Here is a 24795-nt window from a genome sequence, read left to right on the forward strand (position 1 = left end):
TAGCAGCACGATTAGACATGATAACTCAAGCTGCTGTGACTGAAGACCGTAATTTCGACGATATTGCCCACAAATTTGCAAAAAACATATACGGCTCTGACAAAGGTGAGATTCGCCAAGTCATTGTCTGGCAAGATCTTGAGCAAGCGCTCACCAAACTGGGAGCAGATACTCATACCCTGCAAGTGCTAGATGCCGGTGGTGGTCTTGCGCAAATGTCGCAAAAGATTGCCAAGCTCGGACATCAAATTGCGCTGTGTGATCTATCTTCTGAGATGCTGCAATTGGCAAAACAAGAAATAGAACGCAATGGTCTCCTTGATCACTATCGCCTGATTCATTCACCTGTACAGGAGATTGCTCAGCATATGGACGCTCCAGTTGATTTGGTGATGTTCCATGCGGTAATGGAGTGGTTGGTTGACCCTAAAACGGCTTTGCAAACATTGCTTGAGCAAGTCAAACCCGATGGTATCGCTTCGGTGATGTTCTATAACCACCATGGTTTAGTCTACAAAAATGTCGTGTGTGGCAACATTCCGCATGTGCTTGATGGCATGCCACACCGCAAACGATTTAAACTTCAGCCACAGAAAGGCTTGATTCCTGAAGAGGTCTATCAATGGATCGAAGAAGCGGGTTTTGAAATTTGTGGTAAATCTGCTATTCGCTGTTTTAGTGATTACATTGGTAATCGTCAAAATATGGGTGAATTCCAGTATGAAGATGTACTGGCACTGGAAGAAAAACTGTGCCGACAAGAGCCTTACCTCTCACTAGGCCGATACATTCATGTATGGGCGAAGAAGAAAGATAAACAGGAAGAACAATGAGTGAGATGACTCTCAATGTTGCTGAGCAGCCGATTGATGAATTGGTCGGCTGGGTTAAGCAACACGATTTCTCATTGAACCTAAGCAGCGAAAGATTGGCTTTTCTTATCGCGATCTCAGTATTGAGTAATGAAAGGTTTGATGAAGAATTGGGTGAAGGTGAACTCCATGATGCGTTCACTATCGTCACTCGATTATTTGAAGATACCGGCGAAGCGTCAGCGTTTCGTGCCAATAACGCCATTAATGAGATGGTAAAACAGCGCTTAATTAGCCGTTTTACCAGTGAAGTGAATGATGGCGTCAGTATTTATCGTTTGTCACCGTTAGCAATTGGAATTACCGATTACTACGTGCGTCATCGCGAGTTCTCACGCCTTAAACTGTCGATTCAATTGTCGATGGTGGCCGATGAGATGGCGAAAGCGATTGAAGCGGCGCAGAAAGGCGGCACTCCGGGTCATTGGAAAAAGAACGTTTACGGGGTATTGAAATACTCGGTAGGCGAAATCTTTGACCAAATCGATCTCAACCAACGTGTGATGGATGAGCAGCAACAATCGGTGAAGCTACAAATTGCCGAACTACTGAACAAAGATTGGCGCGAAGCGATCAATAACTGTGAAGCCTTGTTGTCTGAAACGTCGACCACGTTACGTGAGCTGCAAGATACCTTGCAAGCGGCCGGAGATGAGCTGCAAACGCAGATTTTGGATATCCAAGAGATCATCTACGGTGATGAAGAGCTTGAGTTTGTAGAAGAGACTTTGTTTGGTCTACAGATGAAGCTCGACCGCATTACTCGATGGGGTCAGCAAGCGATCGACTTATGGATTGGTTACGACCGTCATGTGCATAAGTTTATTCGTACCGCGATCGATATGGATAAGAACCGTGCTTTCAGTACGCGTCTACGCCAATCAATGAAAGACTACTTCGATATGCCTTGGTTCTTAACCTATGCCGACGCTGAGCGTTTGAGCGACTTACGTGACGAAGCCCTTGTGCTGCGTGACGATGAAGTGACCGGTCAAGTGCCATTAGAAGTAGAATACGAAGAGTTTCAACAAGTCAATGATGAGCTGTCTGAGCGCATTGGCGAGATGCTTAGAGCGCATAAAGAGCGCGGTGTGCCGATTGATTTGGGCACCGTATTGCGCGATTACCTCGCCCAGCATCCTCGCACTCATCATTTTGATTTAGCCCGAATCGTCGTCGACCAAGCCGTCAGAATGGGTTATTCCGAAGCGGATTACCAAGCGGTTCAGCCAGACTGGCAAGCGATCAACGAATTTGGTGCAAAGGTACAAGCAAATGTCATCGACCGATACTAATGAATACATGCCAGAGAAACTGGCAAAAGCAATTTCAAATCCTCTGTTTCCAGCGCTTGATAGCGTGTTGCGTGCAGGGCGTCATATCTCGAGTGAAGATCTCGACAACCATGCATTGTTGTCTGATTTTGAAACTGAATTAGCGCTGTTTTACCAACGCTACAATACCGAGCTTGTGAAAGCGCCAGAAGGTTTCTTCTATTTGCGCCCGCGTTCAACCTCGTTGATCAGCCGTAGTGTTCTCTCTGAGCTTGATATGCTGGTGGGTAAGGTTTTGTGTTTCCTTTACCTTAGCCCTGAGCGTTTGGCTCATGAAGGTATTTTTAGCAACCAAGAGTTGTACGACGAGTTGCTGCAATTAACTGACGAAAACAAGTTAATGAAGCTGGTGACTAACCGTGCAACCGGTTCAGATCTCGATAAAGAAAAGTTGTTTGATAAAGTGCGTACCTCTTTGCGTCGTCTGCGTCGCCTTGGCATGATCATCAACATCGGTGAAACCGGTAAATTCCGTATTAGTGAAGCAGTATTCCGTTTCGGTGCAGATGTTCGCGTTGGCGACGACATGCGTGAAGCGCAATTGCGTCTGATCCGTGACGGTGAAGCTGTGATTCACACCAAAGAGCCAAGCCAAGGTAGCTTGCTTAATGACGATGATCACCAAGAACAAGAAGAATTAGAGGGTGAAGCATGATTCAACGCGGTAAATATCAATCGCTAACCATGATCAACTGGAACGGCTTCTTTGCTCGTACTTTTGATATTGATGGCTTAGTGACTACGCTTTCAGGCGGTAACGGTGCGGGTAAGTCGACCACTATGGCGGCATTTATTACAGCCCTAATCCCTGACCAAACACTATTGCACTTCCGTAACACGACAGAAGCGGGTAGTAGCCAAGCCTCTCGTGACAAAGGTCTTTACGGTAAACTGCAGCCGGGTGCCTGTTATGCGGCGCTCGATGTGGTGAACTCACGTAACCAACGCCTATTGTTTGCGGTAAAACTGCAGCAAGTAGCCGGTCGTGATAAAAAAGTCGACATCAAACCGTTTGTGATTCAAGGCTTGCCAAGTCATGTGAAACCAACCGATCTATTGATTGAGAGTGTATCTGAAACGCAAGCTCGTGTGCGTCAAATCAACGAAGTTAAAGACAGCGCATTGCAATATGAAGGCGTGCAGTTCAAAGCTTTCCCTTCGATTGTGGATTATCACGCGCAAATGTTTGAATTCGGCGTTATCCCGAAAAAACTGCGTAATTCTGCGGACCGTTCAAAATTCTATCGCTTGATTGAAGCCTCACTGTACGGTGGTATCTCAAGTGCGATCACTCGTTCACTACGAGACTACTTATTGCCACAAAACGGCGGGGTGAAGAAAGCCTTCCAAGATATGGAATCGGCGCTGCGTGAAAACCGCATGACGCTAGAAGCGATCAAAACCACCCAAGCTGACCGTGACTTGTTCAAACATTTGATTACCGAATCGACCAATTACGTGGCGGCCGATTACATGCGCCATGCCAATGAGCGTCGTAATAAAATTGAACAAACCATGTCATTGCGCGGTGAACTGTTTGGTTCACGTCACAGCTTGATTGAGCAAAATAACTTGCTTAATCGTGTGCAAGAAGAGCTGGAACTGCTGATTGAAGGCGAAGCGGCGCTTGAGCAAGACCATCAAGCGGCATCAGACCATCTGCAATTAGTTCAAAATGCACTGCGTCAGCAAGAAAAAATCGCCCGTTACCAAGAAGATCTTGAAGAGCTCAATGAGCGTCTTGAAGAGCAAGCGATGGTGGTGGAAGAAGCGCAAGAACGCGTACTGATGTCTGAAGAGCAGGCAACGGTTGCTGAAGAAGAAGTGGATAGTCTTAAAACGCAGTTGGCTGATTATCAGCAAGCGTTAGACATGCAGCAAACACGTGCACTGCAATACCAGCAAGCCGTAGAAGCATTAGGTAAAGCGCAGCAGTTGTTAGCGGATGAGTCGCTGACAGCAGAAACAGCGCAAGCGTTAGTTGCACAGTTAAAGCACCGCGAAACAGAAAATACCACCACGCTATTGGCTCTGAAACACAAGTTAGATATGTCATCAGCGGCGGTGAAGCAGTTTGAAACCGCGTTGTGCTTAGTCCGTAGTATCCAAGGCGAAGTGCCTCGTGAGCAAGCGGCGCAGCAAGCCAAACAAGTGATCATCCAAGCGCGTGAAGCCAAACAAGTGAGCGAGAACGAAGCGCAATGGCGTGCTCAGCATCGTGATCTTGAACGCAGTTTAATTCAACAGCGTCAAGCGCGTGAATTAGGTCAAGATTACCGTAAGCAGCACAACGTTGAGCTGATTGATGAGCTTAGTTTCGAGCAAGAACGTGAGCGCCATGCTGCGCATATCGAATCATTGGAATACGCGCAAGAAGATCTGCGAGAACAACGCAGTGAACAGCGTCGCGTAGAGCAAGATGCACAGGCTGAAATTGCTAAACTTGAAGCGATTGCACCTACGTGGATTGCGGCTAATGACGCACTTGAGAGCTTAAAAGAGCAAAGCGGCGCAGAGCTGTTTGATAGCCAAGCTGTCATGACGCAAATGCAATTGGTGCTTGAAGAAGAAAAACAGCAGTCGATTGCCAAAGATAAACTGGCAGAGCGTCGTAGCTTCCTTGATAGTGAAATTGAGCGTTTAGCGTCTCCGGGTGGTCCAAACGATCCGCGCGTCAAAGGCCTCGCCGACACCCTTGGCGGTGTGCTGCTGTCTGAAATTTACGATGACATTACCTTGAGTGATGCGCCATATTTCAGTGCGATGTACGGCCCAGCGCGTCATGCGATTGTGGTGTCTGACCTTGCTGGTATTGAAGAGAAATTGGTTGAACTGGATGATTGTCCAGAAGACTTGTACATCATTGAAGGCGACATTGACGCGTTCGATGACAGCTCATTCGATGCTGAAGAACTGGAAGGTGCGGTATGCGTGCGTTTGAACGAGCGTCAATTACGCTACTCACGCTTGCCAGAAATTCCACTGTTTGGTCGCGCCGCGCGTGAACAACGTTTGGAGTTGTTACGTGAAGAACGTGAAGAAGTGGTAGAGAACCATGCTAAGGCGGCGTTCGATTCACAAAAGCTTCAGCGTTTATATCAAGCTTTCAATAACTTCGTGGCTAAGCATATTCAAGTTGCTTTCCAAGCTGATCCAGAAAAAGCGCTATTGGCAGTGCGTGAAAAGCGTAGCCAAGCAGCACGTATCTTGTCTGAGCTGGATAGCAAAGAGCAACAGCAACGTAGCCAGCTAATGGCGAGCAAACAAGCGGTTTCATTGCTTGATAAGCTAGCCCCAATCATGCGCTTTATCGAAGATGAAACGCTAGAAGCGCGCTTTGCTGAGCTGGAAGAAAAACTGGCGCAAGTATCACAAGCGAAAGGGTTCTTATCACTGCATGCGAAAACAGTGGCTGAACTTGAAAGCGTGATCAGCGCATTGGATGCCGACCCTGAGCAGTTTGACGCGCTCGAAGCGGATTACCAAGCGGCGGATCGCCAACTGCAGACCCTGAAGACACAAATCTTTGCTCTATCAGATTTGGTTGAACGTCGTCATTACTTCGCTTATTCCGACTCTGTGGCGCTACTAAGTAAGAGCAGTGAACTGAGTGAGCAACTTAAAGCGAAACTGGTACAAGCTGAGCGTATGCGTACTCGCAGCCGTGATGAGCTAAAACAGACGCGTGAACAAATGAACCAGTACAACCAAGTATTGGCTTCACTAAAAAGTTCTCACCATGCCAAGCTAGAAACCGTTCAAGAGTTCAAGCAAGAACTACAAGAGTTTGGTGTCACTGCAGATGAAGGTGCGGCAGAGCGTGCCCAGCGTCGTCGTGACGAGCTACAAGAGCGTCTTCATACTTCTCGCGCCCGTAAGAGCGAACATGAGCGTACCATCACCTCAACTGAGCTTGAGATGAAATCGGTAGCCAAGCGTATGAAGAAAGTGCAGAAAGAGTACACTGAGCTACGTACCTTCGTGGTATTGGCGAAAGCAGGTTGGTGCTCGGTATTGCGTCTTGCGCGTGCGAATGATGTTGAACGTCGTCTGCATAAGCGTGAATTAGCGTACATGTCGGCTTCTGAGCTGCGTTCAATGTCAGATAAGTCATTGGGTGCATTGCGCCTTGCAGTGGCAGACAACGACGATCTGCGTGATTCGCTGCGTCTTTCAGAAGACACCGCATATCCTGAGCGCAAAGTGCTGTTCTACATTGCGGTTTACCAGCATCTGCGCGAGCGTATTCGTCAAGATATCATTCGCACCGATGATCCGGTGGAAGCGATCGAAGAGATGGAAGTTGAGCTAGCACGTCTAACAGAAGAGCTGACTCAGCGTGAAAATCGCTTAGCAATTAGCTCTGACTCTGTTGCTAGCATCATCAAGAAAACCATTCAGCGTGAACAAAACCGTATTCGCATGCTTAACCAAGGTCTGTCTAATATTGGCTTTGGTCAGGTCAAAGGTGTGCGTTTGAACGTTAAGATCCGTGAGAGTCACGAAGTGCTTCTTAATGGCTTAGCAACACAGCAAGAGCAGCACAAAGATCTGTTTGAAAGCCCACGCTTTACCTTCTCAGAAGCCATGGCCAAGCTGTTCCAACGTGTGAACCCGCATATCGACATGGGTCAACGCTCACCGCAAGTGTTGGGTGAAGAGCTGCTAGATTACCGAAACTACCTAGAGCTAAGCGTTGAAGTATGCCGTGGCGCTGATGGTTGGTTGCAAGCTGAATCTGGTGCGCTATCAACTGGTGAGGCCATCGGTACCGGTCAGTCAATTCTATTGATGGTGGTACAGAGCTGGGAAGAAGAATCGCGTCGTCTGCGCAGCAAAGACATCATTCCATGTCGCTTGTTGTTCCTTGATGAAGCGGCTCGTCTTGATACCAAGTCTATCTCGACCTTGTTTGAGTTGTGTGACCGTCTGGATATGCAGCTTCTTATCGCTGCGCCAGAAAACATCAGCCCAGAAAAAGGTACGACTTACAAATTGGTGCGTAAGATGTTTAAAGACCACGAACATGTACATGTGGTGGGTCTACGCGGTTTCGGCCAAACAGACAAACCAAAAAGTGATGCTCAGCAGCTGATTGAAGAGTTGTAATTTTCCACTCTGTTACTGAACATTCGGATATTGAAAGGCTACCTGAGGGTAGCCTTTTTTGTATCCAGCGGGGAAGACACGGTAGGTGAGGGCAATAAAAAAGCTGCCGAAAGGCAGCTTTAAATATCAGCAATAATGGGTTATCACGATTAAAGTGGCGTTGCGAAATGCTTCACTGCGTAGGCGACGCGTTCTTCAGGTTTTGGATAATCCGCTGGCATACCAAGGTTTTCAATATGACGAAGGCGTGGCAGTAAGCCGGCGCCATTAGCAATTTGAATCGCCAATCCCGGTCGAGCGTTAAGCTCCAATACCATCGGGCCTTCTTCTTTATCCAGCACCATATCGGTACCCATATAACCAAGGCCAGTCATTTCCCAAGCGCTAGAAGCAAGTACGAGCAGTTTTTCCCAATGGGGCACTTGTAGCGTCATCAAGTCTTTATCAGTATCAGGATGCAAGCTAATCGGCTGATCAAACTGCACTGCACGTATCGCTCTGCCTGTCGCTATATCCAGCCCGACACCAACCGCACCTTGGTGTAAGTTGGCTTTGCCGTCAGAGGCAGAGGTGGAGCAGCGCATCATTGCCATCACAGGGTAGCCTTTAAAGACGATAATACGTACATCAGGCACACCTTCAAAACTAAAGCCATCAAAGCAGTCATCAAACTTAATCAAGTTCTCAACCACCGCCACATCGTTTTTTCCGCCTAGAGAGAACAGACCCGCTAAGGCATTACTGATATGACGTTCAACGTCTTCTTGATTAATGGTTGCCCCTGATGGCTTGGTGTAGACGCCATCCTTATGCGAGACCACCACTAAAATGCCTTTACCACCACTGCCTTGTGCAGGTTTGATAACAAAACCCGGCCATTCTTTGACCATGTTATGAATCTTACCTACGTCAGCTTGATGGCGAATCACGCCAATCAGCTTCGGAACCGTCGCTCCAGCTTCTTGTGCGATAATTTTGGTTTTTAATTTATCATCCACCAATGGGTATTTTGAGCGGTCATTGTAGCGACCAATGTAACTGTGGTTACGTTGGTTCATGCCCATAATACCCTTATGACGCAACTTAAACGGCGAGGTAAAGCGAGCGGTTAAGCGGGATAAAAACATAAGCTTAATCCTCAACTAATGGCTTAAAACGACGCAGTTCAGTTAGTCGGTAACCGGTGTAAGTACCCAGCAATAGAATACAAGCTAGCACCACCAGTTGCAGGCCAATAAAGTTAAAGGTCAGGTGTTGAACGAATGAGTTCGTCATCGCAAGGTAGACTAAAACCGCGGTCATTAATGAACCACCACCTTGCAGTACCACTTCTTTCGGACCCTCTTCTTCCCATAGAATCGACATACGTTCGATAGTCCATGACAAGATGATCATTGGGAAGAAGGTAATCGATAGACCTTCAGTGAGGCCGACTTTAAACGCCACCACAGTAAACACGGAAATGATCATGATTACGGTGATAATCACCGCAGAGATCCGCGCCACCAGCAATAGGTTCAGCCTCGATAGATAACTTCGAATGACGAGACCGGTGCCGACAATCAATAGGAAACCGACGATACCGGTAACCAACTGGGTTTGCACAAAGGCAACGGCGATCAGAACTGGCATGAAGGTGCCGGAAGTTTTTAGACCAATAATGACACGAAGAAAAACCACGATCAGCGCACCGATTGGGATCAACATGATGGTCTTAAACATCGCTTGCTCTTCAAGTGGCAAGCTATGGATGGAGAGGTTTAGCAAGCCGTCCGCTTCTACTTTGTCAGCGGTTGCTTGTTGAGGAGACACCTCTTGAGCAATCATTGAGAAGTGTACTTGGCTGTTTTGGCCGCCAACTAAATCAAGCAGTGAAACGTTTGACTCATCCCACACCAAAATATTGGGAGAGATAGTTTGGTTGGCCGTTTCAGGATTAAACAGCTGCCATTGATTACCATCCCACACTTGGTTCATGTGCTGAATAGTTTGGCGACGACGGCCATCTTCCAGCTCAATCACACCGACAATTTTGCTTTCAATCTGGCTAAAAGAAAGAATTTTGTAAACGGCTTCAACTTTTGACATCTTATTAAGAATCAACGCTGCGTTTTGGCTGTCGTTATCGTTAAGAAGTTTAACCAATTCACGAGTAAAAGTGACATCATCTGCAGAGCGTTTATTGGCTCGTTCAATCAGGGCAATGGCTGCGGCTTCTGTTGGGCCATCAAAAGTTGGAGCGGTGATTTCTCCGTTAGGCGCAATCGGTGCCACCTTGGCTTGAGGGTCTACTAAAAATTGTGCTTTATAGTAGATGGTTTCTGAGCCTGAAGCTTGGCGGATTGACCATTCTGCACGACGGCCTGAATCGGTTTTGATATACGAAACACCGTAGCCAGGCGATGAGGAAGACTCACTTACAAGTGTAAAGCCAGTTTGCGTATCGGGTACCGCTAATGATGCTTTAACCGGTTTGTTTTCCGCATCAAACTGTACGCGAGCCTCAATGTCCCAAACCTGACGAGTTTCGCCCGGTGTCCATGGCACGCCATAGCTTTGATGTCTAAAGATGCTCAATGCGATACCGGCGATAACCAGTAAGCTTACAAAAATGTAAAAAGGGACTTTTGAAGTCATAAAAGGCCTTAGTGGTTTATTCTTTTTCAGATTGAACGTATTTCTTACTTACGTCCACGACGGCGATATCTTTAATAAATTCACGCCCCAGCAATACAGGATGGCTCATTTGCGAGCGGTCTGCCAAGGTAAACTGCGCTTTTTCATGGATATTTCCCACTTTTACCCACAATTCCACCACCGCACGACGCTCTAAGTCGTCGTTGGTCGACTGACGAATTTTTACGAATTTTAGCACCGGAGCTTCGATCCAGTTTTCGTCGTTCATTGGTGTTGTATCATCGGAGAGGTGGAAGCGAACCCATTTCTTACCGTTACGTTCAAACTGTTCAATATCAACCGCATTAAGCGATGATGTCGCAGCACCTGTATCAACACGCGCATCAAAGGTTTGTTTGATCGAGTCAATCGTTACGCGTTCGATTTCACCAAGCACGACACCATGGGTAGGGTTGGTGGCAGTCGGTATGACGACGGGTTCAACAGGATGACTTTGCTGAATAGATACTTCGCTGATTTTCGCCAGCGTCTCTTGCTGTAATTCCTGCGAATGCAGATTAACTTGAGTGAGTTGCTCTTCTAAGCCGGCAATTTGATCAGATTGGAGTTGGAGTTGCGAATGGAGAGATTCAATCTGCGTGCTTAGATTAGTTTCAACGTCTTGAAGGGTAGCAAGAGTTTGCTGATGATATTGTTCGCCTTTAGTCAGCGTGCAACCTGACAAGAGTGCAACAACGATAACTGGAGTGATACGGATGAACATTAAAACGCCTACGGTACATTGTGTTTGTTACCAATAATCCGCACTGGCTTAGCACGATTACTGATAATGATATGAGTTAACTAACATTTTGATTTTAGCCCAAGGTTTAGGAAACCTCATAGAGGAAGATCAAAAAGTTCTCACAAGGAGAGAAAGCAACCCTAAAGCAGTATAAAAAGAAAGGATGCATTATGCATCCTTATACCGTTTTGTCTAAGGTTACTGATATGAGATTTACTCTGAGTTAAATCTATGTCAAGAAATGATAAGTGTGCGACGTTTTTACTTAATAAATCTATGGTTTAGTTGCAACCAATACAGCGCGACGAGGCGCTGGGTGCCCTTCAATCGTTTTGCTTGAATCGTTTGGATCTAGATAGTCGGGTAGCGAATTGTGTGTCATCCAATCGGTAGTACGTTGTTCACCCACCGAGGTGACATTTTCATCCACGATACGAACGTCAACGAAACCGACTTGCTCTAGCCATACTTTAAGCGCTTTGGCCGATGGGAAGAAGTAAACATTACGCATTTGTGCGTAGCGATCAAATGGCACCAGCACGGACGTTTCGTCACCTTCAATCACCAGTGTTTCTAGTACTAACTCACCGCCAGACACCAGTTGGTCTTTTAGCTGAATCAGATGATCTAACGGGGAACGACGGTGGTAAAGCACGCCCATACTAAATACAGTATCAAACGCTTCCAGTTTTGGCAGTTGTTCAATACCAAGCGGTAATAGGTGTACGCGTTGATCATCGCCCATCATTTTACGGATCGCTTCAAATTGAATCAGGAATAGATGCGAAGGGTCGATACCGACACACATACGCGCACCAGCACCTAGCATGCGCCACATGTGGTAACCGTTACCGCAGCCAACATCGAGCACATTGCGATTTTTCAGTGGGCTGATGTGTGGCAATACGCGATCCCACTTCCAGTCACTGCGCCATTCAGTATCAATATGGATACCATGAACGTGGTACGGACCTTTACGCCATGGGTGGAACGTGCGCAGCAAGTTCTCGAGTTTTTTCAGCTCGCCAGTGTGCATTGGCTGGTTGTTAGAGAGAGTGACTGAGTCAGTGATATCAATATTATCTGGCGTACCCGCCGGAATTTTATTTAATGCGCGTAGCCAGCGATCAAAGTCACCATGTTCGGCATTCTGCCAATCTGTAAGTTGTTGTGGCAAAACATTCAACCAAGGTTGCAGGCGCGTATCTTGGGCAATGAGTTGGTAAAAATTGGCAAAATTAAACATAGTTTTTCACTGAGTAAATAAAATATAAATGTGACACAAAGCGCAGAGCACCAAAAATGTCTCGCTTCTCGCTTCTCGCTATTTAATCGCGAACATTGAACCGAAGTTGAAACATTGGAACCACACATCAAAGCTGGTGAAACCAATTTCGGCAAAGCGCTCTTTGTGCTCTCTTTTTGAATCAGGGCGCATGACATTTTCAATCGCACTGCGTTTTTGGCTGATCTCGAGTTCGCTGTAGCCGTTAGCACGTTTGAAATCATGGTGCAGGTCGATCAGCAGCTCATTCGCCACTCCATCTTCAAAGACAAACTTTTCAGATAGGATCAAAATGCCACCAGGGCGTAAGCCGGCATAAATTTTTTCAAGCAGCGCATAGCGGTCTGCTGGAGAAAGGAATTGCAATGTAAAGTTCAATACCACGACAGAAGCATCTTCAATCTCGATATGGCGAATATCTGCTTCGACAATCTCAACCGGCGTGTCGCTGCGGTAAGCGTTGACATGCAACTTACAGCGTTCAACCATCGCAGAAGAGTTATCCACGCCGATGATCTTACAGCCTTCTTGTTGGATATGACGACGCATAGACAGCGTGGCGGCACCCAATGAACAGCCCAAGTCATAGATGTTGCTGTGTGGTTTGGCAAAGCGTTCTGCCAGCATGCCAATTGCCGAGATAATGTTGCTGTAGCCCGGAACGGAGCGCTGGATCATATCAGGGAAAACTTCCGCGACACGCTCATCAAACGTGAAGTCACCGATTTTATCGATTGGTGCCGAAAAAATGGTATCTGAATTGCTCTTAGGGTTCATAAGTTATCTCGCGCTATTATGACTAGCATGGAAAAGGGCGCGTATTTTATGAAAATTTCGCGCCTCTGTCATGCATTGCGTTATTGCTGGCTAAAAAGTGCTTTAAAACATCGTCAATTGGTCGTGGTTGTTATTCTCTGAAGACAAGCTTGGAAAGACGGACAGCTCTGGTAGGGAGATGTGGCTTTGCAACTGTTGATAGAGTGTCTGCGCGAGCTCAGGTGCAAATACATTGTCTGGAGTATGCACCATTAAATAGGGCTGCTTACCTTGTTTTACCCATTCAGGTAGCTTTGCTAGCCAAGGTTTAAATAAAGCGGCATTCGCTGCAAGGTCGGGGTGGCCGATGAAACGAATCATAGGATGGTTGGCGGTAGAGATCGCATGGACAGGTACGCGCGGCTTTTTCTTTTGCGCATCGATAACAACTTCATTATCAGGGAGTGCAGAAAATAGTGGCCGGCTATCCATGATGATGCGGTCAATGCCGCTTTCAATTAACCATTGATTGAAGCGTTTCTCATCATCGTTTTTAGCAAAAAAGCCGAGGTGACGCACTTCAACACCAAGTGGGAAGTTAGGTGGAAACAAGGCGCAAAACTTTTGCAATGTAGGTAAATCAGCCGGCGTGAACGCGGCGGGCAATTGTATCGTCCACTGGCCAATCCGTTCATGCAGCGGCGCCATCACCTGCATAAACTCTTTGAGCTGCGCTTGGCAACCTTTCAGCATTTGCTGGTGGGTAATGCTTTGCGGTAATTTAAACGTGAATTTGAAGTTATCGTGGCTCGCCGCATACCAATTGCGCACTGTGTGGGCGTTGGGCGTGGCGTAAAAGGTGGTATTACCCTCTACGGTATGAAACACCTGAGTGTATTTTTCTAGCCGTTCAGCCGGCTTAGTCCCCGAACCATAAAAGCTCTTTTGCCACTGATTGTGCGACCACATAGTGAGGCCGAGTCGAATGGGTAATGACGTCATAATCTCGCTTACGAATTGTCCACTGCCATTACTTTACGAGACTTTTGCTTAAATCACTAGTCAAGGTCCACAACCAGTCACCAACGACACGCACGGAAGCTCGCATCTGGTGGGGACTTGAGGTTATAATCAGCGCCAATTTTCGTCATTGGTGCCGTTTTACCCCTTAGCTGGCGTAAAAAGCACCAATAGACAGTAAATCGCAATAAATTGTATGTTGAATAGTCGATTTTCCGTCGCTTTCAGCGTATAAATGGAACTTTGCTCTGCCGATATTTTTACGCTCGGCAGACGGTATTAACAAAATTAGAGAGATTGGGAATTTCATTATGCGTACCCATTACTGTGGTCACCTGAACAAGTCCCTTGCAGGACAAACTGTAGAACTTTGCGGCTGGGTTAATCGTCGTCGTGATTTAGGCGGTCTTATTTTTATCGATATGCGCGATCGCGAAGGTATCGTTCAGGTAGTAGTTGATCCAGACATGGCTGATGCTTACAAAGTAGCAGAGCAACTACGTAATGAATTCTGTATCAAACTGACGGGTGAAGTTCGTGCACGTCCTGAAAGCCAAATCAATGCAGGTATGGCAACGGGTGAAGTAGAAATCCTAGCTTCAGGCCTTGAAATCATCAACCGTTCTGATGTTCTGCCTCTAGACTTCAACCAAAAGAACTCTGAAGAGCAACGTCTAAAATACCGTTACCTAGATCTACGTCGTCCAGAGATGAGCGACCGCATCAAACTACGTGCAAAAGCATCAAGCTTTGTTCGTCGTTTCCTAGATGAGAATGGCTTCCTAGACATCGAAACACCAGTACTAACTAAAGCAACGCCAGAAGGCGCTCGTGACTACCTAGTACCAAGCCGTGTACACAAAGGCAGCTTCTACGCGCTACCTCAATCACCACAGCTATTCAAACAGCTACTGATGATGTCTGGTTTTGACCGTTACTACCAAATCGTTAAATGTTTCCGTGACGAAGATCTACGTGCTGACCGTCAGCCTGAATTTACTCAGATCGATATCGAAACATCTTTCATGTCTGCTGAGCAAGTACGTGAAAAAACAGAAGCGATGATTCGTCAAATGTGGCAAGAGCTGCTAAACGTTGATCTGGGTGAATTCCCAATCATGTCATTTGAAGAAGCGGCACGTCGTTTTGGTTCAGACAAACCAGATCTACGTAACCCACTTGAGCTTGTAGACGTAGCTGACATCCTGAAAGATGTTGATTTCAAAGTATTCTCTGGCCCAGCTAACGACGAAAAAGGCCGCGTAGCGGTAATTCGCGTTCCAGGCGGTGCAGCACTGTCTCGTAAGCAAATCGACGAATACACTAACTTCGTGGGTATCTACGGCGCGAAAGGCCTAGCGTGGATGAAAGTGAACGACCGCGCTGCTGGCTTTGAAGGCGTGCAATCTCCAGTGGCTAAGTTCCTAAACGAAGAAGTGGTTGCTCAAATCCTAGAGCGTACTCAAGCAGAAACGGGCGACATCATTCTATTCGGCGCAGACAGCAAACGTGTTGTGACTGAAGCGATGGGCGCACTACGTCTGAAGCTGGGTACTGACCTTGAGCTTACTGATAAAGCAGCATGGAAACCGCTATGGGTTATCGACTTCCCAATGTTTGAAGAAGATGACGAAGGCAACCTACATGCAATGCATCACCCATTCACTTCTCCTCTAGGTTTAACAGCTGAAGAGCTAATCGCAAACCCAGCGTCAGCAAACTCAAATGCTTACGACATGGTTATTAACGGTTACGAAGTTGGTGGTGGTTCAGTACGTATCCACAACGCAGAAATGCAATCAGCAGTATTTAGTATTCTAGGTATTGAAGCGGACGAGCAAAAAGCGAAGTTTGGTTTCCTACTAGACGCACTGAAATTCGGTACGCCACCACACGCAGGTCTTGCATTCGGTCTAGACCGTCTAGTGATGCTGCTATGTGGTACTGATAACATCCGTGATGTTATCGCGTTCCCTAAAACAACAGCGGCTGCGTGTCTACTGACTAACGCACCAAGCGTAGCAAACCCAGCATCTCTAGATGAGCTTGCGATTGCTGTGACGGCTGCGAAAGAGAAAGCGGCTGAGTAATTCAACCGCCACGCGTTATACAAAAAAGCCACTTCATTTGAAGTGGCTTTTTTATGTGTGAAACATAAGCGGGGAGTGACTCACGTTGAGGTGCGCGAGGCCACACTGGCCGTTAAGAGCTGGAGTGTTGTTGATTAAATTCATTGGGGTATAGAAATAGCGTTCGTTGCTTTAGATACTCAAACCACTGAAGGCCATCTGAATTTTTTAGCATCTCAATCATGCTGTCATCAGCGATGTAGACATGCCCCATATTCCACTCTTGGTACATTCTTTGACTAATTTCAGACTCGAATAAAATGGTCACATTTGAATGTCTGGGGTCCGATGAGATTGCTGCATAGAGTCCATCGATAGCGTTATTGGTTCCTTTAATGTACTGAATAAAACCGCCAGAATGTGACATCAAAAAACCCGTGATATCCAATTGGGCGTTTTTTTCGGTGGCAGAGGTCAGTAATGATTGAATATCGATTTTGCCTAACGTTGAGTCACTTCGGTATAAAATACACTTCATTCCAGTCTCCTTTTGTTTTTATACATTAAAGAGTCAGCTAGTTTGATGGTTTTAAATAAATCTCGCTCCGTATTGTATGCCCAACCAACACTGTACTGAATGTCGTAATTTAACTGCCGGTTTAAACGTGTAATGAGTTGATTGGGGTCAATATCGGTGTCAAATAAAAGGATGATGAATTCGTCACCACCATACCTAAAGACAAGATCGTTGATCTGAACGTTATCGATCAGTACGCCGGCAAAGGCTTTGAGAGCTTGATTACCAAATTCATGACCATAGGCATCATTGAGAGCTTTAAAGTTGTTTAAGTCAAAGAAAAACAGAAGAAAATGTTCTTTAGAAAGGCGCTCATTAAGCGATTTCAAATAATCAAATGAGAGTGCTCCCGTTAAATTGTCTCGAATACTGAAATCTTTCATGATGTCGGTGTTGAATTGAACGAGCTCGATATACCGACGACCTACCTGCTGATAAGTGTGGCTGTCGAGGTCTAAGTCGAAGGCGAAGCGTGCTGTCTGATGAAGAATATCGACTTTTTTATCGATAGTTCTGTTAGTAATTTGGTTCTGGTCTGCAAGTTTTCTCTGATTACTCTGGCTGCTCAATAGGTAGCAGAGGACATCATAGGCGTAGCAGATATCATTGAGTTCGAGTTCTGGAATGTTTTTAATCAAACTATGTCTAATTCCAGAACATTGCTCGACGAGTTCACTCTCCATAGTGTCGCCAAACTGACAGTATGTTTTGGTCACCAATTCCCCTAACAACGACTTATATAGTCAAGTGAGTGCATCGAATTGAGTATAAACTAAATTGGCAAGACTGGCTGGATATCCTCAATAAAGCGGAATACTTTAACGATCCAAGTCGCATTAATAGCATAGAATAGCTCATCATTTTGTCTGACCAATGATGAGCTATTGGTGCATTTCGTTGCTTCCCCAAGCACATTCTATCGCCACTGGAGTGCGGTGCATTAGGCGTATTGCTTTGGAAGGTGCAAGCTCAAATTCTTCGGGATTGAATTAAGACAATAGCGTCCGTAGCCACAGCCCCCATGGTGTAGTAATGCCGGAGGTAAGAAATTGAATCTCGCCATTTTTTATAATCGCAATCGTTGGAGTGACATTGAGATGCCAATCTCGGCTTATCCGGCCACTATTATCATTAATGACGGTAAACTGATGTTGCTTTGCTTCCAAATAGCTTTTTACTCGCTGATCGCTACCCGATGAAAGTGCGACAGTGACCACTTGATGATCTTGAGCAAACCAATCAATCGTTGGGCTTACCCATTTACACGCCCCGCACCATGTCGCCCAAAAATAAACGATTACTGGCTTGTCATGACTCAATGCATTTACATCAATTGACTCACCATTCAAAGCAACGGCTTGGATTTCTGGCGCAACACCACTTGGCATTGAAGCACCATGATAAAAATCCATCACTATTGATACCACTCCAATGATGATAATAATGCCGAATAGCTCTTTGGCCCACTTACGTAAACGACGGTAGCCAGAACGGTGGTGATTTTTCGCCAAGTCCGTGTTCTTTTCTGTGTTGTTTTGCTCTGCCATCATTTGTTACCTGCTTTGTTGATTGCACTGATCACTTGGTCGCTGGTCAGTATCACTGGTAGAGCTATCCCTTGCGGGGCATTAGGTCCGTAGACAATGTTAAATGGCACCCCATAGCGACCATTACTTTGTAAGTATTGCGTCACGCTATCATTAGGCGTGGTCCAATTGCCTTTCATGAGTACCATGTCTTGATGTTTTAGCGCACTGTAGACCGGGTCTTGTAAAATCACACCAATCTTGTTGGCTTTGCAAGTAATGCACCAATCTGCCGTCACATCAACAAAGACGGTTTTACCTTGAGCGCTCAACTGCTGGATTTTATCGGCTTGCAGTTTTTGCCATGGTAAATCATCGACAATCGGTGTTGCCCAATGATCGGCTGTTAAGCTGCCCAGAAGTAAGCTACCACCGCCGATGAAAGTGAGTAGGGCGATGAGTGGTATCAAGAGTTTCCTACCGTGCACTTGACCTAACCAAATAAATGTGACTATTAGGATCGCCCCGCAGATCACCAGAACAATAAACTGGCCAAAAAACGGCATGAGTAAGCTGGTTAACCAGAGTGACGTTAACAACATCATGAAGCCAAACAACATTTTAGTTCGGTTCATCCATACCCCAGGCTTAGGCATTGCCGCGACCACATTCGGAAAGAGAGCAAAAATTAGCCATGGCGCACTCATGCCGATACCTAAGGTAATAAAAATTATCCACAATTCGCTAAAGCTTGCGCCAAGTGCATAGGCAACGGCTGTACCTAGAAAAGGCGCACTACAAGGCGTCGCAAGTAGTGTTGCGAACATCCCTTGAATAAAATGCCCAGCCTGTCCGTGACCGCCTTGTTGCGACATCCAAGTTGTTAAGCGACTGGGTAAACGAAACTCAAATAGACCCAATAAATTGAGTGCAAAAACCAACGTGACCATGAGCATCAATATCAAGAACTCAACACTTTGAAATTGAATACCCCACCCAACACTCTCGCCGCCGGCCTTTAACAGGCTTAATGCGGCAGCAAGCAGGGCAAAGGAGCTGATAATACCTAGCGCAGAAGCAATGAATGACGCTCGAACTCCACCTTGCGATGTTGACTGTGTCGCAATACTGTTGAGCTTTAATCCGAGTACTGGCAGGACACACGGCATGATATTGAGTATTAACCCTCCCAAGAAGGCAAAACCGATCATCGTGATAAAGCTGGTGGATTGATATTCTATCGGAGTGGTACCGACCTCGGTCGTCAGTTCGGTGGCAAAGGTATTATCAGACACCGTCACTGTGACCGATTTGCCGTTTAGATCGACATGTCCTTTCCAGTTGGTGACATCAAATATTGCGGTGAGTCGATTAACTTCTTGATCAAAGATCAATTTCGGTTGATCGAAAAATTGGTTCTCAACTTGTTGGCCATCAACCAATACTTGGGGGGATTGCCATGCAATAGCGTTACTTAGCTGAACAATGAATTGTTGTTTGTTCTGATCCCAATAGGTTTTGTTAACCATCACTTGGTTACTGTCCTTAGGACTTTGGCTCATCCCTTGGTTAAACAGAAACATCGCCTCAGAATCAAGATGCAGGGCTTGAGGATTAAACTCAAGTTCAATCGGGTAATCAGTGATAACGCAGATATCAGTACACGATGGCAAACGTAATTGACCTTTGAGAACCGCTGGCTGAAGAGGATCTTCTAGTGTAATCGTCAACGGAAAACTGACTTGGTGCTTGTAGCCTAGTGTCATAATGCCAAGCTGCTCAAAATAGCGCGGGATTGGCCAGTGCCACTCAACGGCAGCGATGTTTGTGGAGTTTCCCCAATCAAGTTGCGGTGCAATGCCAGCTTCTCCTGGACTGCGCCAGTAGGTCTTCCATTCACCTTCTAGCTGAACATCAAGCACCGCTTGTAGGGTTCTCGTGTGTGTTTGTTGCTCACCGGTTAGCATCAGGCGTAACTTAACCGGAGGATGTTTAACATCGCTTATCCAGCCTGTGGTTTGGGCAAAGACTAAGGATGATGAAGTGATATTGATGATCAGCGCGATCATGATTGCAATCAGTAGCCGTGCTTGGCCGCTGACTCGATTTTGACATGTAGATACTAAATTGATGACTCTTGGCAACACAAGATGCTCCAATTAAATTCGTAATACCGATTCCTAAATGAGATTCCGCTGGCGTTGAATTATCCTCGCCAATCTTACATAAATCTCACGCAAGCTTTTAATACAAGAACTTTGCTTGCCGCTTCCCTGCTGCGTGACGGTATAGGGGTAAATTTCAGATACGATAAAAAGCTGACTTTCATATCGCTAAATATAGTGATTATTTCTGCTAGAAAAATACTGGGTTTAATGGATGCGATTTATTCTTGGAATACGCACTGAGTCAGGTGAATGCGTTGTTTGGGTTTAAATAGTGGTGTTGCGAGGTTTCTGGCGTAGAGACACAGTAAGTGACGATAAACAAAAGCCACCAAAAACAGAGCCATAAAAGGGACGATCCAATCGGTTTTGGACTGTATTTGTGGCAGATGAGGAGGGGTATAGCTGCACGAGTCGCTGTTATCCGCGTCTACTTGGCTTGATAGATCACGATCGAAATGGCTGCTGTATAGGTTTTTTAACGCACTGTCAGTCAGAACTGATTGAGCCGTGAACGCGACATCGCTATTGGTTAGCCATGAATGGGCGGTAAAAACGGTTTTATTAAGGCAGCTTATAACCACTAAAGCGATTAATAGTCGTGCCCAAAAAGCATGAAAACGATGTTTTTTAGTTTTGTATGGCATCGCTAACAAAGTGCTCTCAATTGATCAATCTACAGCGCGCAAGCCTAGATAAGATGTTGAAAGGTTTCAAGCAAAGATTTGTAAACAAATGGTATGCATGCGCCTGATCTAACCCTACTCAAACCTCAAGGTGTTTTTAACATGGTTAATGGCCATGAATGGAAAATGAATAGCAGCGTCACTCTAGGTTCAGTTGCGCTGGTGTTTAATAGCATCATCAAGTCAGGCATAGAGCCTTAAAAAATAAAACGGAACCTAGTTATGAAAAAAATGATTACTATCGCTGCACTTATTCTTGCTCCTTCAATTGCGCTTGCGGGCGACCATCAACATGATCAGCGTCATGAACAAAATAACGCGATCCAATATAACGGACCTGTGGCGTTATCTAATGTGGCCACGTTGCTGAAAGAAAGCACGATGTTTACAGAAAAAGAGGTGGTTGTTGAAGGTCATCTTATTCGTCAAATCTCAGCGGAGACATTTGTTTTTTCTGATGGTAATGCCGAAGTGCAGGTTGAACTGGATGATGATATCCGTCTGCAATCAGCGTTGACCGCGACGACTCGTGTGCGTCTGTATGGCGAATTTGAAAGTGGCCGCACACCAGAAATCGATGTGGATCGTCTACAGGTTCTGTAATCGACAAACACTCGCAGTAAAACGACAATGCCCCTCAATTACGAGGGGCATTGTCGTTTATTCTCCATCACCAACGTCGCAACGCAGTGGTGGTTTAAAGCGCCATTATTTCACGATGACTTCTTGCCATTCGCCGGGTTGGAGATTGCCCAACATGAGCTCCCCCATTGAATAGCGAATTAAGCGCAATGTTGGGAAGCCAATGTGTGCAGTCATACGACGTACTTGACGGTTGCGACCTTCAATAATGGTAATCGCTAACCATGTGGTTGGAATGTTGGCACGAAAGCGCACGGGCGGTGTACGCGGCCAAATCTCAGGCTCAGCCATCACTTCGACTTTCGCCGGCAATGTCATACCATCTTTGAGTTCAACACCTGCGCGTAATTTATCCAAATCAGCATCGCTTGGCGCACCATCGACTTGAACCCAATAGGTTTTAGGTGATTTCGAGCTTGGTTGGGTCAGTTTGGCTTGTAAAATACCATCATTGGTCAACACCAATAAGCCTTCACTGTCGCGATCTAAACGACCTGCTGGGTAGACATCTTTTACATCAATAAAGTCCGCTAGAGTCTTACGTCCCTCACCATCAGTAAACTGAGTCAGAGTATCGAAAGGCTTATTAAAAATGATGACCTTACGTTGCTCTAGCGTAATACGCGGTTTAGTGGAGGCGGTTTTCTTACGATGAGTCGAAGAATGAGACCGAGCTTGGGCGGTTTGATCGTCACGTTTGAAACGCTTTGTCGTACGTTGAGATGATTTATTTGAAGCCGGACGACTAGAACGTGCCTGCATGTTAACTACCCTGCAAAAATGTAAATAAAGTGTGTGGATTGGTTTAAAGGCTATACGGTTTAAGCTATTATTTGCGCGCCGAAATCTGGATTGGCGCACAAGATAATAGACTATTATCGTAGTTTTGTTTAATTATAACGATTAGCTCTCATGGATTTTGCCTAAATTGGCAGAGAATTAAAGAGACGAACAAATCGTAAGCAAGTGAGGGGATGAAGCATTAACTTGCTAGCGAACACATATTCAAAGCCATTCATCCCAGAGGCTTTGTTAGAACAATAGGGAAATTTCATGCCTACAGATAAACCTACAATCATTTATACCATTACTGATGAAGCACCCGCATTAGCGACATACTCGCTACTGCCAATCATCCAATCATTTACTGCTTCATCGGGTATTGACGTTGATACACGTGATATCTCTCTTGCTGGGCGTATTATTGCTAACTTCCCAGACTATTTAACTGAAGAACAACGCATTGGCGACGCTCTGGCTGAGCTAGGCGAGTTGGCGAAAACGCCACAAGCAAACATCATTAAATTGCCAAACATTTCAGCCTCAGTTCCGCAATTGAAAGCGGCGATTAAAGAGCTACAAGCGAAAGGTTATAACCTACCTAATTACCCAGAAGAGTGTCGCAACGACGAAGAAAAAGCGATTCAAGCGACTTACGACAAGATCAAAGGCAGTGCGGTAAACCCAGTACTGCGTGAAGGTAACTCTGATCGACGTGCGCCTCTTTCTGTGAAGAACTATGCGAAGAAAAACCCACATTCAATGGGGGCATGGTCAAAAGAGTCACTATCACATGTTGCGAGCATGGAAGATAAGGACTTCTTTGGTAGTGAAAAATCGACCACAGTGAGTGGTGCAACCAAAGTTAAGATTGAATTTGTTGCTGCTGATGGCACAAGCAAAGAGCTTAAAGCCCCATTTGCTATCCAAGATAAAGAAATTATCGATTGTTCTGTATTGAACAAGAATGCTTTAGTTACGTTCTTTGAAGAGCAAATCGCTGAAGCGAAGCAGCAAGATGTTCTATTGTCGTTGCATTTAAAAGCGACCATGATGAAAGTGTCAGATCCGGTGATCTTTGGTCATGCAGTGAAAGTGTACTACAAAGACGTATTTGCTAAATATGGCCAGCTATTTGAAGAGCTAGGCGTGGATGTGAATAACGGTCTAGGTGATGTCTACGCAAAAATTGCGACATTACCAGCTGCGCAAAAAGCTGAAATTGAAGCGGCATTGCAAGCGGTTTACGAAACACAGCCGCCATTGGCTATGGTTGATTCTGACCGTGGTATTACCAACCTACATGTACCAAGTGACATCATTGTGGATGCATCTATGCCAGCAATGCTGCGTTCATCGGGTCAAATGTGGGGGCCAGATGGTAAGCAAAAAGATACTAAGGCACTGATCCCAGATCGCAGCTATGCAGGTATTTACCAAGCGGTTATCGATTTCTGTAAGCAATACGGCGCGTTTGATCCAACCACTATGGGTAGTGTACCTAACGTGGGTTTGATGGCGCAAAAAGCAGAAGAATATGGTTCACATGATAAAACCTTTATCTTAGACGCAGCAGGGACTGTACGTATCGTTGATGCTGCTGGTGCGGTCCTACTAGAGCAAAGCGTAGAGGAAGGCGATATCTTCCGTATGTGTCAGGTTAAAGATGCGCCGATCCAAGATTGGGTTAAATTAGCGGTAACACGCGCCCGTGCAACCAACGTACCAGCGGTATTTTGGCTAGATGAAGCGCGTGCACACGACGCTGAGCTTATCAAGAAAGTGAATGCCTACTTACCAGATTACGACACCACAGGCCTTGAGATTAAGATTTTGGCGCCAGTGGATGCATGTCAGTTCTCGCTAGAGCGTATCAAAGAAGGTTTAGATACCATCTCAGTAACCGGTAACGTACTGCGTGATTACTTAACAGATTTATTCCCGATCCTTGAGCTCGGCACCTCAGCGAAAATGTTGTCGATTGTGCCGCTTATGAATGGTGGTGGTCTGTTTGAAACGGGGGCAGGTGGCTCGGCACCAAAACACGTTCAGCAGGTTGAAAAAGAAAACCACTTACGTTGGGACTCATTAGGTGAGTTTTTAGCACTGGCGGCCTCTCTAGAGCACTTGAGTACCGTTTCTGGCAATAGCAAAGCACAAGTATTGGCAGATGCGCTAGATAAAGCGACAGGCGAGTTCTTAGACAACAATAAATCACCATCACGTAAAGTGGGTGAGTTGGATAATCGTGGCAGCCACTACTACCTAGCGACTTACTGGGCTCAAGCACTGGCTGCGCAAACGTCAGATGCAGAATTGGCTGCTGAGTTTGCACCAATTGCCGCAGCGCTTGCTGAAGGTGAAGCGGATATTGTTGCTGAACTTAATGGCGCACAAGGTGTTGCTGGCGACTTAGGTGGTTACTATGCCTTGGTGGATGCACAAACATCGGCATTGATGCGTCCAAGTGCAACATTGAATGCCATCATCAGTGCTTAGTTTGACTTGTTGATAGCGTAAAAACGAAGAAACCCGCCATTGGCGGGTTTTTTC

20 protein-coding genes are annotated in these 24795 nt (G+C 45.9%); 8 read left to right on the forward strand and 12 right to left on the reverse strand.

The window, feature by feature from the left end; genetic code table 11:
- The first annotated feature begins 35 nt into the window (after positions 1–35).
- Genes cmoM through mukB form a run of 4 tightly spaced genes read left to right on the forward strand, consistent with a single transcriptional unit; the run spans position 36 to position 7315 of the window.
- On the forward strand, positions 36–833 hold the full coding sequence (gene cmoM / locus RH85_RS12260) for a tRNA uridine 5-oxyacetic acid(34) methyltransferase CmoM (RefSeq protein ID WP_086027076.1): 798 nt from the start codon (positions 36–38) through the stop codon (positions 831–833).
- Entirely contained in the window at positions 830–2167 is a 1338-nt protein-coding gene (mukF, locus tag RH85_RS12265) for a chromosome partition protein MukF (protein WP_006712567.1), read from the forward strand. Before cmoM ends, mukF begins: the two co-directional genes overlap by 4 nt.
- Positions 2148–2861, forward strand: coding sequence for a chromosome partition protein MukE (mukE, locus tag RH85_RS12270; protein ID WP_006712568.1), 714 nt, complete (start codon positions 2148–2150; stop codon positions 2859–2861). The genes mukF and mukE overlap by 20 nt, the downstream gene beginning before the upstream one ends.
- Positions 2858–7315: a chromosome partition protein MukB gene (mukB, locus tag RH85_RS12275; RefSeq protein ID WP_006712569.1), complete on the forward strand. Its 4458-nt coding sequence runs from the start codon at positions 2858–2860 to the stop codon at positions 7313–7315. Before mukE ends, mukB begins: the two co-directional genes overlap by 4 nt.
- Before the next feature lie 149 nt (positions 7316–7464).
- Here mukB and RH85_RS12280 read toward each other — a convergent pair whose 3' ends face one another.
- The 6 genes from RH85_RS12280 to RH85_RS12305 form a co-directional block, all read right to left on the reverse strand.
- A complete protein-coding gene (locus tag RH85_RS12280; RefSeq protein WP_006712570.1) occupies positions 7465–8442 on the reverse strand; it encodes an alpha-L-glutamate ligase-like protein in 978 nt (325 codons plus the stop codon).
- A 4-nt stretch (positions 8443–8446) separates the two neighbouring features.
- Positions 8447–9952 (reverse strand): inactive transglutaminase family protein, encoded by a 1506-nt coding sequence (locus RH85_RS12285; protein ID WP_006712571.1) that lies wholly within the window; start codon positions 9950–9952, stop codon positions 8447–8449.
- A gap of 16 nt (positions 9953–9968) precedes the next feature.
- Positions 9969–10715, reverse strand: a complete 747-nt coding sequence (locus RH85_RS12290) for an ATP-dependent zinc protease family protein (RefSeq protein WP_006712572.1) — start codon at positions 10713–10715, stop codon at positions 9969–9971.
- Between the two features lie 295 nt (positions 10716–11010).
- On the reverse strand, positions 11011–11982 hold the full coding sequence (cmoB, locus tag RH85_RS12295; protein WP_006712573.1) for a tRNA 5-methoxyuridine(34)/uridine 5-oxyacetic acid(34) synthase CmoB: 972 nt from the start codon (positions 11980–11982) through the stop codon (positions 11011–11013).
- 78 nt (positions 11983–12060) lie between these two features.
- Positions 12061–12798 (reverse strand): carboxy-S-adenosyl-L-methionine synthase CmoA, encoded by a 738-nt coding sequence (gene cmoA, locus RH85_RS12300; protein WP_006712574.1) that lies wholly within the window; start codon positions 12796–12798, stop codon positions 12061–12063.
- A gap of 102 nt (positions 12799–12900) precedes the next feature.
- Positions 12901–13779, reverse strand: coding sequence for a DUF72 domain-containing protein (locus RH85_RS12305; RefSeq protein WP_006712575.1), 879 nt, complete (start codon positions 13777–13779; stop codon positions 12901–12903).
- Between the two features lie 329 nt (positions 13780–14108).
- On the opposite strand from RH85_RS12305, the gene aspS reads away from it, so the two are divergent.
- A complete protein-coding gene (aspS, locus tag RH85_RS12310; RefSeq protein WP_006712576.1) occupies positions 14109–15887 on the forward strand; it encodes an aspartate--tRNA ligase in 1779 nt (592 codons plus the stop codon).
- 112 nt (positions 15888–15999) lie between these two features.
- Here the strand turns inward: aspS and RH85_RS12315 are convergent, their stop codons facing one another.
- The 5 genes from RH85_RS12315 to RH85_RS12335 form a co-directional block, all read right to left on the reverse strand.
- Positions 16000–16404, reverse strand: coding sequence for a BLUF domain-containing protein (locus tag RH85_RS12315; protein WP_006712577.1), 405 nt, complete (start codon positions 16402–16404; stop codon positions 16000–16002).
- Positions 16401–17159, reverse strand: coding sequence for a GGDEF domain-containing protein (locus RH85_RS12320; RefSeq protein WP_138956476.1), 759 nt, complete (start codon positions 17157–17159; stop codon positions 16401–16403). Before RH85_RS12320 ends, RH85_RS12315 begins: the two co-directional genes overlap by 4 nt.
- A gap of 273 nt (positions 17160–17432) precedes the next feature.
- Positions 17433–17990, reverse strand: coding sequence for a protein disulfide oxidoreductase (locus RH85_RS12325; protein WP_039949004.1), 558 nt, complete (start codon positions 17988–17990; stop codon positions 17433–17435).
- The gene (locus tag RH85_RS12330; protein WP_039949005.1) at positions 17990–20038 is read right to left on the reverse strand and encodes a protein-disulfide reductase DsbD family protein; all 2049 of its coding nucleotides are present in this window, start codon (positions 20036–20038) and stop codon (positions 17990–17992) included. The genes RH85_RS12325 and RH85_RS12330 overlap by 1 nt, the downstream gene beginning before the upstream one ends.
- A 317-nt stretch (positions 20039–20355) precedes the next feature.
- The gene (locus tag RH85_RS12335; RefSeq protein WP_006712582.1) at positions 20356–20781 is read right to left on the reverse strand and encodes a hypothetical protein; all 426 of its coding nucleotides are present in this window, start codon (positions 20779–20781) and stop codon (positions 20356–20358) included.
- Between the two features lie 93 nt (positions 20782–20874).
- Between RH85_RS12335 and RH85_RS23300 the strand changes: the two genes are divergently transcribed.
- Positions 20875–21021: a hypothetical protein gene (locus RH85_RS23300; protein ID WP_006712583.1), complete on the forward strand. Its 147-nt coding sequence runs from the start codon at positions 20875–20877 to the stop codon at positions 21019–21021.
- A 21-nt stretch (positions 21022–21042) separates the two neighbouring features.
- Positions 21043–21423 (forward strand): YgiW/YdeI family stress tolerance OB fold protein, encoded by a 381-nt coding sequence (locus tag RH85_RS12340; RefSeq protein WP_006712584.1) that lies wholly within the window; start codon positions 21043–21045, stop codon positions 21421–21423.
- A 105-nt stretch (positions 21424–21528) separates the two neighbouring features.
- Here the strand turns inward: RH85_RS12340 and RH85_RS12345 are convergent, their stop codons facing one another.
- Positions 21529–22224: a pseudouridine synthase gene (locus RH85_RS12345; protein WP_006712585.1), complete on the reverse strand. Its 696-nt coding sequence runs from the start codon at positions 22222–22224 to the stop codon at positions 21529–21531.
- Between the two features lie 291 nt (positions 22225–22515).
- On the opposite strand from RH85_RS12345, the gene RH85_RS12350 reads away from it, so the two are divergent.
- Positions 22516–24741: an NADP-dependent isocitrate dehydrogenase gene (locus RH85_RS12350; RefSeq protein ID WP_006712586.1), complete on the forward strand. Its 2226-nt coding sequence runs from the start codon at positions 22516–22518 to the stop codon at positions 24739–24741.
- Positions 24742–24795: the final 54 nt, after the last annotated feature.

It is taken from the genome of Vibrio ichthyoenteri ATCC 700023 (assembly GCF_000222605.1).
GTDB classification, from domain to species: Bacteria; Pseudomonadota; Gammaproteobacteria; order Enterobacterales; family Vibrionaceae; genus Vibrio; species Vibrio ichthyoenteri.